Source organism: Pseudomonas sp. 1, assembly GCF_056626735.1.
Genome location: NZ_JBWXMQ010000003.1, coordinates 196,788 through 210,218 on the forward strand (window position 1 = coordinate 196,788; position 13,431 = coordinate 210,218).

Genomic DNA, 13,431 nt, shown 5'->3' on the forward strand with positions numbered 1-13,431 from the left:
GATGGGCAGCATTCTAGTGGCACGGCGGGGAAAAGACTGCGGGATTTGTGCCTGAAATGCGGGGGGATCAGCCGGGCAGGTGTGTCTGGAGAATGGCTTGCTCATCCAGCCCCCCTCCCGGAACGAGAGGGGGCCGGTTTTCGAATCAGGTTCTGGTTTGCAGATACGCTCGCCACCCACCCAAATGGCTGATATCGGTTGCACCTTCCAGGCCGTAAGGTTCGCAGATGAATCCGCTTTCCCATCGGTCATCCGCCAGTTGCACCTTACCCAGGCCCAGCGGCGCCGGGATCCCGGTCAGGAACGAGCCCAGTTCACTGCTCGGTAACTCCCAGACTTCCACCGCGATGGCCACGCCACCGTCGGCCACGCGCAGCATGCCCGGGCGCAACGGCGGGCCACCGGCCAGGGCATAAAGTTTGTAGTCCTTCGAGCTGCAGGTGGCTTCGATCAGGCGTGCGCCGCGCTGACGCAGTTGCCAGTTCAGGGCCAGTCCGTCCAGATGCGCACCGCAGACCACCAGTCGTGCACGGTCATGGCGCGCCGGGTTGTTCGGCGTCGGCAGCGCGCGATCCTGCTGGCGCTGCAAGGCATCGGCCACGCCCAGCAGATACTGATCGGTGAACGCTCGACCAAACAGCGTCACACCCCACGGCAGCCCGTTGGCCATGAAACCGCCGGGTACGGCGACGGCGGCGTAATCAAGCAGGTTCATGAAGTTGGTGTAGTAGCCCAGTTCGGAATTGCGCAGCACCGGTTCCGCGTCGAGCTCCGCCAGCGTCACCGGACGACCAATAGTGGGCGTGAGCACGCAGTCGAGTCCTTCCAGTGCTTGATCGCAAACGGCTTTCAGTGCTTGCAGGCGATATTGCGCACGGAACGTCTGCACGCCGCTGACGGCTGGTGCTTTGGCCAGCACCGCGCGGATCACCGACAGCACCGCCGCAGGGTTTTCTTCCATCAACTCGCCGGCCACGCTGTAGCGCTCGGCCACCCACGGCCCTTCATAGAGCAACCGCGCCGCTTCGAGGAATGGCGACAGATCCAGCTCGACAGCCTCACCGCCCGCTGCCTTGAGCCGGTCAATGGCATCGCCGAACAGCTGCGGGCCTTCCTCACAACCGAAAAATTCCAGGTCTTGCGCACGGGGTACACCGAAGCGGAACGGCCGTGGTACGCCGAACGCGGAACCGTCATTCCATGACGGATTACTGCGGCTGTATTCGTCCCTCGGATCGAGGTGCGCGGTCAGCGCCAGTAGCTGACTGGCTTCCCGCGCCGTTGCGGTGAACGTGGTGACGCAATCGAGCGTGCGGCAGGCCGGCAGCACGCCGGCGGTGGAGATCAGCCCTTTGCTGGCCTTCAGACCCACCAGATTGTTCAACGCCGCCGGCACCCGACCGGAGCCCGCGGTGTCGGTGCCCAACGCGAAACTGGCGACGCCGAGCGCCACGGCCAGCGACGAGCCGGCGCTGGAACCACCGGAGGGATATTCCGGCAACACGCTGTTCGGGCAGGCACCGTAAGGCGAACGGCTGCCATTGAGGCCGGTGGCGAACTGGTCGAGGTTGGTCTTGCCGAGCGGAATTGCGCCCAGCGCCAGCAACTGTTCGACGATGGTGGCCGAACGTTCGGGAACGTAGGCGAATGCCGGACACGCGGCCGTGGTCGGGACACCGGCCAGGTCAATGTTGTCCTTGATCGCGAACGGCACGCCATACAGCGGCAAGCTCTCTGGATCGCGGCCGTCGAGGCTGGCGAGGTACGGCTCCAGTTCCTCGACGCTGAGCAGATGAATAAACAAGTGATAGTCGGGATTGAGCGCAGCGGCTTTTTCCCGCAGGGCCAACAGCAATTTGCGGGGGGTGGTCTGGCCGTCGCGGTAGGCCTGGCGCAGGGCATCGAGTTGCAGATTCATGGGGTCATCCTTTGCAAAAATGGGTTCAGTCGAGTTCCAGCACCACGACCCGTTGACCGGCGCGTACCGCCGAACCGGGTTGCACGCGAATCTCCCGGACCACGCCGGGCAGCGGTGCGAGTACGGGGATTTCCATCTTCATCGACTCCAGGATCACCAACGCATCGCCGGCGGCGACGCGACTCCCGACCTCGACCTGGACCTGCCACAGGTTGCCGGCGATATGGCTGTCGACACTCTGGTGACCGCAGGCCAGTGGCATTTCTTCGCAGCTTTGCGACACGGCCTCTTCGCTGTCGAAATGCGCCTGGCCGCTGGCGATCCAGCGTTCGCGCTCGGCGTTGAACGCGGCTTGTTGCTGCAGGCGAAAGGCGTGGATGCTCTCGGCCTCGCGGTTGAGAAACGCTTGATATTCGCCGAGGTTGAGCTGGCTCTGTTCGATGTTCAGGTCGAAGCGTCCGAGGGGAAAATCCCGGCGGATGCGCAGCAGTTCTTCGGCGGTGACCGGGTAGAAACGGATCTGATCGAAAAACCGCAGCAGCCACGGTTTGCCTTCGAACGCGGCGACTTCGCGATAGCGGTTCCACATCTGCAAGGTACGCCCGACGAACTGATATCCGCCCGGACCTTCCATGCCGTAGACGCACAGGTAGGCGCCGCCGATGCCCACCGAGTTTTCGGCGGTCCAGGTGCGCGCCGGGTTGTACTTGGTGGTCACCAGCCGATGGCGCGGATCGAGCGGTGTGGCGACCGGCGCACCGAGGTAGACATCACCGAGGCCCATCACCAGATAGCTCGCATCGAACACTGTGCGTTGCACCTCGTCGAGGTTGGGCAGGTCATTGATGCGGCGGATGAACTCCAGATTGCTCGGGCACCACGGCGCGTCCTTGCGCACGGTGGTCATGTATTTCTCGATCGCCAACTGGCAGGCCGGATCGTCCCAAGACAATGGCAGGTGGACGATGCGCGACGGTACTTGCAGATCCCCGGCAGCGCACACGGCATCCCACTCGCCCGCAACGATTCCGAGCAGATCGGCCAGCGGCAGTTGTTCGGGCTGATAGTGGATCTGCAGTGAACGAATGCCGGGTGTCAGGTCGATCACGCCGTGCAGGTTTTTGCCTTCCAGCGCCTGCATCAGTGCGTGGGCCCGGAAGCGCAGGACCAGATCCAGCTCCGGGGCGCCGATTTCCAGCAGCAGATGGGTATCGCCGGACACACGCCCGACCAGCCGCTTGTCGTCCTGACCCAATTCCAGAACCACAGGCGAAACCAGGCCCTGTGGGAGCTGGCTTGCCAGCGACAGGGCCCGAGCAGACACCGCGTCAACTTCATCGCTGGCAAGCCCGCTTTCACAGGAATCCCATTTCAGAGCGAGATCGCGTGCAGTCTTAAGGTCAACGGGCACGAACTGCACTTTGTCCCCGGCCTTGAGTTGACCCAGTTGCCAGAGATCCGCCTCGATCACCGTCACCGGGCACACGAAACCGCCAAGGCTCGGGCCGTCCGGGCCGAGGATCACCGGCATGTCACCGGTGAAGTCCACCGCACCGATGGCGTAGGGATTGTCGTGAATGTTCGACGGATGCAGACCGGCCTCGCCGCCGTCGGCGCGCACCCACTCCGGTTTCGGCCCGATCAGGCGTACGCCGGTGCGGCTGGAGTTGAAATGCACTTCCCATTGCGTGGCGAAAAAGGTGTCGATGTAGTTTTCAGTGAAATACTCAGGCGCGCCATGGGGGCCGTAGATGACGCGGATCCGGCGCACGGCAGGTAATTCGCTGACGTGATGGGGGGGCAATGTCTGCCCGGTGCTGCGCTCACTCAGGGCGGCCAGATGCAATACGTCGCCGGCGCGCAAGGCACGTCCGCCATGACCACCGAACTGACCGAGGGTGAAGGTGCTTTTGCTGCCCAGATAATCCGGCACTTGCAACCCGCCGCGCAGGCACAGGTAGCTGCGGGCTCCGGCGCCCGACAGATTGCCCAGATGCAGCTGGCTGCCCGCGGGGATCAGCAGGGCGGTATTCATCGCCTGCGGCTGACCGTCGAGTGTCAGGGCAATCGGTGCGCCGGTCACGGCCACCACCGCATCGCAATTGAAGCGCAGCAACGGCCCGCTCATGGTGATTTCCAGCGCCGCCAGGCCTTCATCGTTACCCAGTAGACGATTGCCCAGACGCAGCGCGCGACTGTCCATCGGCCCCGAAGGTGGCACGCCGACCGCCCAGTAACCGAGGCGACCGGGGTAGTCCTGGACACTGGTCTGGGTGCCGGCGCTCAGCACTTCGAAGGTGTTGGCCTGGTACACCAGGCCTTCCAGGCAACGGGTCCAGGGCTGGCCGCTGGCGAACGGCGTGTCGAGCAGAATCTGCCGCAGGTAGTCGCGGTTGGTTTCCACGCCGTACAGCTGGCTGTCGCCGAGGGCCTGATGCAGATCGGTGCGGGCCTGTTCGCGGGTCGGCGCCCAGCTGATGATTTTGGCGATCATCGGATCGAAGTAGGGCGGGATCTCACACCCGGCCTCGACCCAGGTGTCGATGCGCAGGTGCCGGCCATTGGCGACCGGGAAATCGACCGCCGTCAGCAAGCCGGGGCTGGGCTGGAAATCGCGGCCCGGATCCTCGGCATACAGCCGCGCCTGAATCGCATGCCCTTGCGGTTGCAGGCCTGCGAACAACTCGGCCAGCGGCGGCAAGTCACCGGCCGCCAACTCGATCATCCAGCGCACCAGATCGACGCCCCACACCTGTTCGGTGACGCCGTGCTCAACCTGCAACCGGGTGTTCACTTCCAGAAAATAGAAGCGCTGCGCATCGCTGTCGAAAACGAATTCGACGGTGCCGGCGCTGCGGTAATTCACTGCCTTGGCCAGTTTGATCGCCGCCGCGCACAGCTCATCCGCCATGCCTTCGGGCAGGTTCGGTGCCGGGGTTTCTTCAAGGACTTTCTGATTGCGCCGCTGCACCGAGCAGTCGCGCACGCCGAGGGCGATCACCGCACCGTGACCGTCGCCGAACACCTGAACTTCCAGATGCCGCGCACGCTGGATGTACTTCTCGATGAACACGCCGGCGTCGCTGAAGTTGTTCTGACCGAGGCGCTTCACTGCCTCGAAAGACTCGCTCAGTTCGCCGGGGTTACGGCACACGCGCATGCCGATGCCACCGCCACCGGCAGTGCTTTTGAGCATTACCGGATAACCGACCTGTTCGCCGGCAATCAGTGCGGCTTCAAGGCTGTCGAGCAGTTCGGTGCCTTCAAGCATCGGCACACCGTGCTGTTTGGCCAGGGCGCGTGCGGTGTGCTTGAGGCCGAACACCCGCAGTTGCTCCGGTGTCGGGCCGATGAAGGCAATGCCATGGTTTGCGCAGGCTTCGGCGAACGCGGCGTTTTCCGAAAGGAAGCCGTAACCGGGGTGGATTGCTGTGGCGCCACTGGCTTTGGCGATGGCGAGAATCTTGTCCACGGCCAGATAGGTGCCGGCCGCTGCCCCTTCGCCGAGGCTGTGCGCTTCTTCAGCTTGCAGGATGTGCAGGCTGGCGGCATCGGCTTCGGAGTAGACCGCGACGCCTTCGACGTGCAGTTCATGCAAGGTGCGCAGAATGCGGCAGGCAATCGCGCCACGGTTGGCAATCAGGACTTTTTCGAACATGGAGAATCCCCCGGAGCCCGCGCAGGTGGCGGGCTCGACTGGGAGGCGGGCCGTCCCGCCGTTTTTGTTCAGGCGCCAGGGTCGTCCCCGACGGCGAAATCACTTCACTTTTTCAGGCACTGGCCCGAGCGCGCCTGGCACAGGGCAAACAACCAGCGGCGCAGACGGACGAATTTCAGTTCCATACCAGTAGCTCCGCAGGTGTCGGGTTGTAGGCGTTGCACGGGTTGTTCAGTTGCGGGCAGTTGGAAATCAGCACGATCACGTCCATCTCCGCGCGCAGGTCGACGTATTTGCCGGGGGCGGAAATTCCGTCTTCGAAGGTCAGGCCGCCCTCGGCAGTGACCGGCACGTTCATGAAGAAATTGATGTTCGGCCCGATGTCACCTTTGCCCAGGCGCCCGTCGTGGGCGCAAGCGCGCAGGTAGTTGTCGCGGCAGCTGTGCATGTAGCGTTTTTCCAGGGCGTAGCGCACGGTGTTGCTCTCTTGCGCGCAGGCGCCGCCGAGGGTGTCGTGGCGGCCGCAGGTGTCGGCGATGATGGTCAGCATCGGTTTGCCGAGGTTGGAATACAAAACGCTGCCGGTGCTCAGGTAGACGTTGTTTTGTCGACGCAATGTGCGCTGCACGTCGTAGCGCTCACGGGGATTGGCGACGCTGTAAAACAAGGTGTCGACCGCCTGATTGCCTTCCAGATCAAGGATGCGCAGGGTCTGGCCGGCCTTGACCTCCATCAGCCAGGGTTCGCCGGCGGGAATGGTGGCGCGGTATACCGCCGCGTCCGGTTGTTTTTGCGAAGTGGCGATAGCAACTGACATGGCGACGATCCTCAGGCGAACAAACGGTCGGTGTTGATGAAGCCGCGCTCGTTCTCCGGGCGCGAGGTACGGCAGTGCTCGGCGACGCTCGGGTCGGCGTTCATCCAGCTCAGCTTCAGCGGTTTGGGCGCGTATTGCGGCGACGGATCCAGTGGATGTTGCAGGGCTGTGAGCACAACCAGGGTGTCCATCGGTGCATAGAGTTCGATGTAGTCACCGGCCTGCGAATGGCCTTCGACAAAGTGCAAACGCCCGCTGTCGTCGACGTTGACCCGGCTGAACAGGTTGAGGGTCATCAGCAGGTCGGACAGGCCCAGCCCCCACTTGCCGAGCTCCACCAGCAGGTTGTCGGTACCGTTGCGAAAGAAGCCGTTGCGCAGTTCCTGATAGCGGCCCTGGCCGTATTTCTCCGCGACTTCCTCGGCGCACAGCACGCCGCCGAGACTGTCACTCCAGCCGCAGGTATCCGCCGTGATCGCCGCCAGCACGCGGCCCATGTCCGAGTAGAGGCAATGGCCCGCGGTCAGCTTGGCGGTGTGTTGACATTTGAGGCTGTCGGGCAGGTTCAGGCGCTCGGTTTTTTCGTTGGCGTTGAGCAAGGTCAGGCTGACGTTGGCACCACCGCGCAGATCCGTCAGGCGCAGTAGCTGCCCGCGTTTCAAGACGAAGGAGCGATGGCCGCCGCCGGGCAGGGTTTCTTCGGCGAAGGGCGGGAAAATTCGGGTTGAATCAGTCATGGGAAATTCCTCTCAAGCGGTTCGAAGGGCGCTCGCCAGTTGCTCCGGCAGGGCGTCGACGGCGGCGCGTTGGGCACGGCGGTCGCTGTTCAAAGGGATGTCGTAGGTGATGCGGGCGCCATAGGCGCCGGGGGCGTGCGGGTCGAGGCGGACCTTGTCGAACACCAGCAGACGGGTGCCGAGGCTGAAGCCTTCGGACAGGTCGTGGGTGACCATGAATACGGTCAGTTGCGTCTCGCGCCACAGCTCCAGCAGCAGCGCGTGCATGTCCTTGCGAATGCCCGGATCGAGCGCGCCGAACGGTTCGTCGAGCAGCAACACGCGCGGTTTCATGATCAACGCCTGGGCGATCGCCAACCGCTGTTGCATGCCGCCGGACAGTTGCGCCGGGTACTTGTCCAGCGCATGGCCGAGGCCGACTTTTTGCAGCAGCGCCGTGGCCTGTTCGCGGGCGTCGCGTTTGGCGCTGCCAAACAGACGCCCGAGCAGTGGCGCCCGGGGCAGTTCGAGGCCGAGGGCGACGTTGTCCAGCACGCTCAAGTGCGGGAACACCGAGTAGCGCTGGAACACCACGCCACGGCTGGCATCCGGTTCGCGGGCCAGTGGCTGGCCGTCGAGCAGAATCTCGCCGCGACTGGCGGTTTCCTGACCCAGCAGCAGGCGCAGGAAGGTCGATTTACCGCAGCCCGAAGCTCCGACCAGCGTGCAGAACTCACCCTCATTGACGTTGAGGTTCAGCCCTTCGAGCACCACTTGGTCGGCGTATTGCTGCCAGACGTTTTTCACTGTGATGAAGCTCATTTGGCTGCCCCCTCATACCAGGGGAATGCACGCCGGGTCAGGCACTTGAGGCCCCAGTCCATCAGCCAGGCGAGCAGGGTGATCCACACCACGTACGGCAGAATCACATCCATCGCCAGGTAACGACGCACGAGGAAAATCCGGTAGCCCAGACCGTCGGTGGAGGCGATGGCTTCGGCGGCGATCAGGAACAGCCACGCCGAACCTAGCATCAGCCGCAGTGAAATCAGCAGGCGCGGCAACAGCTGTGGCAGAACCACACGCAGCATCAGGGTCCAGGTCGAGGCGCCGAGGGTCTGCGCCTTGATCAGCAGTTCGACCGGAATGTCCCGCGCGCGCTGTTCCAGATCTCGGGCGAGAGCCGGGGTGATACCGATCACGATCAGCATCACCTTCGACAGCTCGCCGAGGCCGAAGACGATGAACAGAATCGGCAGGATCGCCAGGGGTGGCACCATCGATAACACCGTCAGCATCGGCGACAACGGTGCGCCGAACAGCGGCAGGGTTCCGGCCGCGATGCCCAGACACAGCCCGGCCAGCGCGGCGATACCGAGGCCGAAGGCCAGTCGTTGCAGGCTCGCGGCAGTGTCCTGCCAGAGCAGATATTCACCGGTGCGGCTGTCGGCATTGAATGCCAGGCGTTTCACCGCATCGGTCATCTGCACGGCACTGGGCAGCAGTTTGTCGTTGGGGTTCTCCGCCAGACGTTCGGCCGAGCCCATGAAATAGGCGAACAGCACCAGGGCGAACGGCAGGATCACCAGCAGCAGACGACTGGGGCGATCCGGGTGGCGATTGATCAGGCGCATGGCCAAATCCTCCGTGGCTTACAGCTTGGCGTCGGCGGCCATCTGCACGTAGGTCGGATCGAAACGCAGCTTGAGATTGGCGGTGTCGCCGCTGGTCACGCCGTTGGCGAACGCCATGCCGACCGCACTGGTGTCTTTCGCGCCTTCGCCGAGCAAACCGTGCTCAAACGAAAACTCGGCGACCCTGCGCATGGTTTCCGGCAGTTGCTTGCTGGTGGCGAACGCCAGGGCTTCTTTGGGGGTGGCGAACAGTTTGGTGGTGTCCAGTTGCGCCTGGAATCCGGCCAGGTCGGTGCCCGAGGCCTTGGCCATGTGCTCAAGCGCGGCTTTGCTCGCAGCGTTTTTTGCGTTCATCAGCTCGACCACTTCGAACCACGCGCCGGTCAGCGCCTTGCCCAGGGCCGGGTTGTCTTTGAGGGTGGCGCTGTTGACCACCATCATGTCCATGATTTCGCCGGGGATCTGGCTGGAATTGAAGACTTCGGTCACGCCGGGTTTGGCCTTGATGTCCGAGAGCATCGGGTTCCAGGTGGTGACGGCGTTGACCTGCTCGGTGTTGAAGGCGGCAGAAATGTCGGCATCGGAGGTGTTGACCACTTTCAGGTCTTTCTCGGTCAGGTCGACCGAGTCCAGCGCGCGGGCCAGCAGGTAATGCGAGACCGACAGTTCGACCAGGTTGACGTCCATGCCCTTGAGGTCGGCAACTTTCTTGCCCTCGCCTTTGAGAACGATGCCGTCGTTGCCGTTGGAGAAATCGCTGACGATCAGCGCGGTGCTGTCGACGCCGCCGGCGGCCGGGATGGTCAACGCGTCCATGTTGGTCATGGTGCAGCCGTCGAACTGACCGGCGGTGTACTGATTGATCGATTCGACGTAATCGTTGAGCTGGACCACGTCGATCTTGATCCCGTATTTCTTCGCCCATTTATCGACGATGCCCTGGCTGCCGGCATATTCCCATGGCATCCAGCCGGCGTAGATCGTCCAGCAGACACTGAAGTGGTCTTTCTGCGCGGCGGGGGATTGGGTGCTGACGAGCGCGGCGAACGCGGCGGCGAGAAGGGCGGGCAAACGTAGTCGGGACATGGTGGCTTCTCCAGTTGATCGAGGGCGGACAGGAAGGCAACGCGGCACCGCGAACGGTGGCTTGTCTCCCGGGCTTTTGTCCCGCCGTGTAACCTCAACTGGAGGTCGCCAACTCTCGGACCAGCCACTCGCAGATGCGAGCCGGAACCCTAGTCAGCCATTGCAAATTGTGGTGCCGCGAACCTGTGATGACTCCTGCACGGGTTTGCTAAAGCGAGAGGCGTGCCAAGTCGCGGCGAGCCTTCTGCGACGCGGCTTGCGGGTGGAAGGATGCGGTTGGCAGGTGGCGGCGACGCTTTGTGTTGGTGCGCGCCTGCACCGTGATGCAGCGCGATGGCCGCTGATCCGATGCTCGGTGGGGCGTGGGCACTCGGTAGCGGTCAGCCAGTCAAACGTGATGTCAGCCGGTCTGTGCCGACTGCTGTCACAGGTCTTTCAGGAGGCCGCCATGCGTATTTCAAAATTGCTGCGTTGGGTGCTGCCGGGAGCAGTGCTCGGTCTGGGGCTGTCCGGTTGTTACTACTACGCCGGCGGCTACGATGTTTATTCCTCGCCCTATTACTATCCCGGCTATTACTCGCCCTATTACTACGGTGGTTATTACGGTCCGCGCTACTACGGCGGTGCCCGCTATTACTACGGCGGTTATGGCTATCGCGGCGGCTATGAACGGGGTTATCACGGCGGTGGATACCACGGTGGGCACCACTAATCAGCGGCTGAATGAAGGCGTTTTTGGATGAACAAGGTTTCATGAAGCACTTGTTTCAAGTTGTTGCAGAAACGCACCAGATGCCGAAAACGCTGTCTGATTTTTCGTCAGTCGCCGAATAAAAGACTGACGCCTGCCAGCGTCGCTGGTGTGGCTACCCGCGGTCCAGGAGGCCGCCATGTATCGCCGAATTCTTCTGTTTACCGTGATGCTTTTTTCCCTTGGCGGATGCGTCCCTTATTCCTACGGAGATGGCTATTACAGCTCAGAGGTCTACACATCGCAGGCACCTTCGTATTACAGCGGTGGCACTTATTACACCGGCGGCAGCACGTACTACTCGGCGCCGCGCTACTACCAGCCAGCACCGCGCTATTACCAACCGGCTCCACGCTATTACTCGGCGCCTCGTTATTACCAGCCGGCCCCGCGCTACTACGAGAGCCGCCGCTGGCACGGTCATGATCGCGGACGCTGGGATGACCACCGCCGCGGTGGCTGGGATGACCGCCGGGGTCGTGGCAACTACGACCGTCACAGTGGACGTGGCGATTACAACCGGCACGGCAACCGCTGGTAACCCCTCGCAAAAAGCGGCGCATTGAGCGCCGCTTTTTTTGTGCCCGCTTTTTGTGTTGGTGTGGATCGCACCATCTCCTAGGGGGTTCTCGGATCCCTCCTACAGTTTTATTTCTGAACATTTGTTAGCGTTTGTATGCACATGTTGATGTTGAAAAACTTCAATTTCAGGGAGGTGTATAAGCGCGGGATATTGCTCAGATATGAATTTTCTTATCATTCATCAGAATTTTCCCGGTCAGTTTCGTCATGTGGCGTTGGAAGCATTGCGCAGACGTCTGGGCGTCATTGCAATTGGACGCGATACAGCGCCAGGTATTGCGGGGGTAAGGTTATTTCGATATCGACCATCAAGGAAGATGATTAATGGCGTTCATAACTATTTGTACAGATATGAAGAGGCAGTTTCGGACGGGCAACAAGTTCAACGAATATTGAAGAGGCTCAGCCAGGCAGGCTTTCGGCCTGATGTAGTTCTTGCTCATCCCGGGTGGGGTGAAACGCTATTCGTCAAAGATGTTTACCCCGATGTGCCGCTAGTTCATTTCTGTGAGTACTATTACCGAGCGCGTGAGGCGGACTCTGGTTTCGATCCTGAGTTTCCCTGTGCGATGGATACGTCCTCAAGGCTTAGAGTCTTGAATTCGATGCATCTCCTGAATATTGAGCAGTGCGATGCCGGGATTGCACCTACGCAATGGCAGCGCGGTCTTTTTCCGAAAACATATCAGTCTAAAATTCGCGTCATTCACGAAGGCATTATTCAATTTACCGAATCAGAAGAGGTCGAGTCTGTAACGCTACCCGGCGGGCGCGTGATAAAAGCGGGTCAGCCTGTGGTGACTTATGTCGCCAGAAACCTCGAACCGTACCGAGGCTTTCATAGTTTTATGAGATCCATTCCCTATATTCAGGAAAAGTGCCCGAGTGCGCAGATTGTTGTTATAGGTGGGGATGGCGTCAGTTATGGGCGGCTGCCTTTTGGATTTTTGAACTGGCGAAGCAAGATGATTGCGGAGGTGGATTTTGATGCTTCCAATGTTCACTTTGTTGGGAAGTTGTCTTATCTAACTTACAGGTCGGTTCTGAGTCTTTCAAAGGCTCACGTGTATTTGACGTATCCGTTTGTACTGTCGTGGTCTCTGTTGGAAGCAATGGCTTCTGGCTGTGTTGTCGTAGGTTCAAATACCGCTCCCGTACAGGAAGTTGTCGAAGATGGAATCAGCGGGATACTTGTTGGTTTTTTTGACGTTGAAGAAATCGCCACGGCAGTGTGCAGGGTTTTAACGTCTTTCGGTGGTTTTGAGTCTATGAAAGATGCGGCGAGGTTGAAGGCAAGCGAATTTGATGTGGTTAAAGGAGTAAGTGGTTACTTTGAAGTATTTAAGGAGTTGATGAGGTGAGTTGTTTCGAGTGATGTGATTGGTCATTTTAAAATGGAGATTTGAAATGCTTAAGATGTCTCGCAAGGAGGTTTTTCGCCAGTGCAGAAGGGGAGTTAAATATGGCGTGTTATTAGCGATCTGTTATTGGGTCGTTGATTTCTGTATTCGATGGGAGGAGGCCGCAGTAGCGCGCGAGATTTATCAGAAGAAACAAGGGGCGTGCAGCAGGAAGCTGGCGGGTATGGAGCAGGTCCCGATACTTGGCGGCAGCCTGCTGGACCGGACAAAGATTCCCGGATTCCATTTTGGATCGACATTAAGGAGCGACGGTTCCTGTATTGCCGATCTTCTTTCAGGGTCATTCTGGTGGACGGGAAAAGAACTGTTTCCGGAATATGAAGCTCACGGGGTAGAACCACCCATTAGTTGGACGTATTACAATGTTTCCGCCAGACTTTACACCAGAAGGGATACCACGGAGCCGCATAATATGGGCGGACGGCATGTGGATTGGCCGGATGATCTGGTTGTAAAACTGAAGAACTATCCAGGCCTGGAACTTTGGCTTACCGCGCCTCCACCCAGTATCAAAAATGAATTCTCTGTTCGAATTTTTGTTATGCCCGACTGGCGCCGGCGTGATGGAACACCACGGAAGATAAATTGTATTGGTTTAAATTCGCCCGAATCTAAAGCTTCTGCCAGTGGTTTGAGTAAAGCATATCTTTTGAAAATGAATAAGGAGCAGTTGGAGAATTTGGAGTTTGGGAGTTTACGTACGTATTGCACGGTCGAGTTGCACCATTTCGACTTTGCAGGTGGGGATGCTCGTATACATTTGGGTACCGAGGGCTTGCGGGGTGCTCCAGAAGCGCTTAAGGCTGTCAGCGACTATCTTTCACATTCAATTATTACAGGGAAATGAA

11 protein-coding genes and 1 riboswitch are annotated in these 13,431 nt (G+C 60.4%); of the genes, 4 read left to right on the plus strand and 7 right to left on the minus strand.

Annotated features, from left to right (window positions below; all coding sequences use genetic code 11):
- Nucleotides 1–145: 145 nt before the first annotated feature.
- The 7 genes from atzF to AC1MDC_RS06470 form a co-directional block, all read right to left on the minus strand.
- Nucleotides 146–1,918, minus strand: a complete 1,773-nt coding sequence (atzF, locus tag AC1MDC_RS06440; RefSeq protein ID WP_480392692.1) for an allophanate hydrolase — start codon at nt 1,916–1,918, stop codon at nt 146–148.
- A 25-nt stretch (nt 1,919–1,943) separates the two neighbouring features.
- A complete protein-coding gene (gene uca, locus AC1MDC_RS06445) occupies nt 1,944–5,576 on the minus strand; it encodes an urea carboxylase (RefSeq protein WP_480392693.1) in 3,633 nt (1,210 codons plus the stop codon).
- Nucleotides 5,577–5,751: 175 nt separating this feature from the next.
- On the minus strand, nt 5,752–6,393 hold the full coding sequence (locus AC1MDC_RS06450; RefSeq protein WP_085703830.1) for an urea amidolyase associated protein UAAP2: 642 nt from the start codon (nt 6,391–6,393) through the stop codon (nt 5,752–5,754).
- Nucleotides 6,394–6,404: 11 nt separating this feature from the next.
- On the minus strand, nt 6,405–7,130 hold the full coding sequence (locus tag AC1MDC_RS06455; RefSeq protein WP_085700578.1) for an urea amidolyase associated protein UAAP1: 726 nt from the start codon (nt 7,128–7,130) through the stop codon (nt 6,405–6,407).
- Nucleotides 7,131–7,142: 12 nt separating this feature from the next.
- Nucleotides 7,143–7,931: an ABC transporter ATP-binding protein gene (locus AC1MDC_RS06460; RefSeq protein WP_085700579.1), complete on the minus strand. Its 789-nt coding sequence runs from the start codon at nt 7,929–7,931 to the stop codon at nt 7,143–7,145.
- On the minus strand, nt 7,928–8,743 hold the full coding sequence (locus AC1MDC_RS06465; RefSeq protein ID WP_085700580.1) for an ABC transporter permease: 816 nt from the start codon (nt 8,741–8,743) through the stop codon (nt 7,928–7,930). Before AC1MDC_RS06465 ends, AC1MDC_RS06460 begins: the two co-directional genes overlap by 4 nt.
- Before the next feature lie 18 nt (nt 8,744–8,761).
- A complete protein-coding gene (locus tag AC1MDC_RS06470; protein ID WP_085703828.1) occupies nt 8,762–9,829 on the minus strand; it encodes a putative urea ABC transporter substrate-binding protein in 1,068 nt (355 codons plus the stop codon).
- A gap of 63 nt (nt 9,830–9,892) precedes the next feature.
- Nucleotides 9,893–9,993: riboswitch (guanidine-I (ykkC/yxkD leader) on the minus strand.
- Between the two features lie 284 nt (nt 9,994–10,277).
- Between AC1MDC_RS06470 and AC1MDC_RS06475 the strand changes: the two genes are divergently transcribed.
- The 4 genes from AC1MDC_RS06475 to AC1MDC_RS06490 all read left to right on the plus strand — a co-directional run bounded on the left by AC1MDC_RS06475 (nt 10,278) and on the right by AC1MDC_RS06490 (nt 13,430).
- Nucleotides 10,278–10,541 (plus strand): hypothetical protein, encoded by a 264-nt coding sequence (locus tag AC1MDC_RS06475; RefSeq protein WP_480392694.1) that lies wholly within the window; start codon nt 10,278–10,280, stop codon nt 10,539–10,541.
- A gap of 178 nt (nt 10,542–10,719) precedes the next feature.
- On the plus strand, nt 10,720–11,121 hold the full coding sequence (locus AC1MDC_RS06480) for a hypothetical protein (RefSeq protein WP_085700582.1): 402 nt from the start codon (nt 10,720–10,722) through the stop codon (nt 11,119–11,121).
- A gap of 202 nt (nt 11,122–11,323) precedes the next feature.
- Nucleotides 11,324–12,523, plus strand: a complete 1,200-nt coding sequence (locus tag AC1MDC_RS06485) for a glycosyltransferase family 4 protein (RefSeq protein WP_480392695.1) — start codon at nt 11,324–11,326, stop codon at nt 12,521–12,523.
- 46 nt (nt 12,524–12,569) lie between these two features.
- Nucleotides 12,570–13,430, plus strand: a complete 861-nt coding sequence (locus tag AC1MDC_RS06490; RefSeq protein WP_085703826.1) for a hypothetical protein — start codon at nt 12,570–12,572, stop codon at nt 13,428–13,430.
- The last annotated feature ends 1 nt before the right edge of the window (nt 13,431 follow it).

What these genes read in the sequence shown, in the direction of transcription:
- atzF (WP_480392692.1), bottom strand. Translation starts at nt 1,918, where the DNA reads ATGAATCTGCAACTCGATGCCCTGCGCCAGGCCTACCGCGACGGCCAG.
- uca (WP_480392693.1), bottom strand. Translation starts at nt 5,576, where the DNA reads ATGTTCGAAAAAGTCCTGATTGCCAACCGTGGCGCGATTGCCTGCCGC.
- AC1MDC_RS06450 (WP_085703830.1), bottom strand. Translation starts at nt 6,393, where the DNA reads ATGTCAGTTGCTATCGCCACTTCGCAAAAACAACCGGACGCGGCGGTA.
- AC1MDC_RS06455 (WP_085700578.1), bottom strand. Translation starts at nt 7,130, where the DNA reads ATGACTGATTCAACCCGAATTTTCCCGCCCTTCGCCGAAGAAACCCTG.
- AC1MDC_RS06460 (WP_085700579.1), bottom strand. Translation starts at nt 7,931, where the DNA reads ATGAGCTTCATCACAGTGAAAAACGTCTGGCAGCAATACGCCGACCAA.
- AC1MDC_RS06465 (WP_085700580.1), bottom strand. Translation starts at nt 8,743, where the DNA reads ATGCGCCTGATCAATCGCCACCCGGATCGCCCCAGTCGTCTGCTGCTG.
- AC1MDC_RS06470 (WP_085703828.1), bottom strand. Translation starts at nt 9,829, where the DNA reads ATGTCCCGACTACGTTTGCCCGCCCTTCTCGCCGCCGCGTTCGCCGCG.
- AC1MDC_RS06475 (WP_480392694.1), top strand. Translation starts at nt 10,278, where the DNA reads ATGCGTATTTCAAAATTGCTGCGTTGGGTGCTGCCGGGAGCAGTGCTC.
- AC1MDC_RS06480 (WP_085700582.1), top strand. Translation starts at nt 10,720, where the DNA reads ATGTATCGCCGAATTCTTCTGTTTACCGTGATGCTTTTTTCCCTTGGC.
- AC1MDC_RS06485 (WP_480392695.1), top strand. Translation starts at nt 11,324, where the DNA reads ATGAATTTTCTTATCATTCATCAGAATTTTCCCGGTCAGTTTCGTCAT.
- AC1MDC_RS06490 (WP_085703826.1), top strand. Translation starts at nt 12,570, where the DNA reads ATGCTTAAGATGTCTCGCAAGGAGGTTTTTCGCCAGTGCAGAAGGGGA.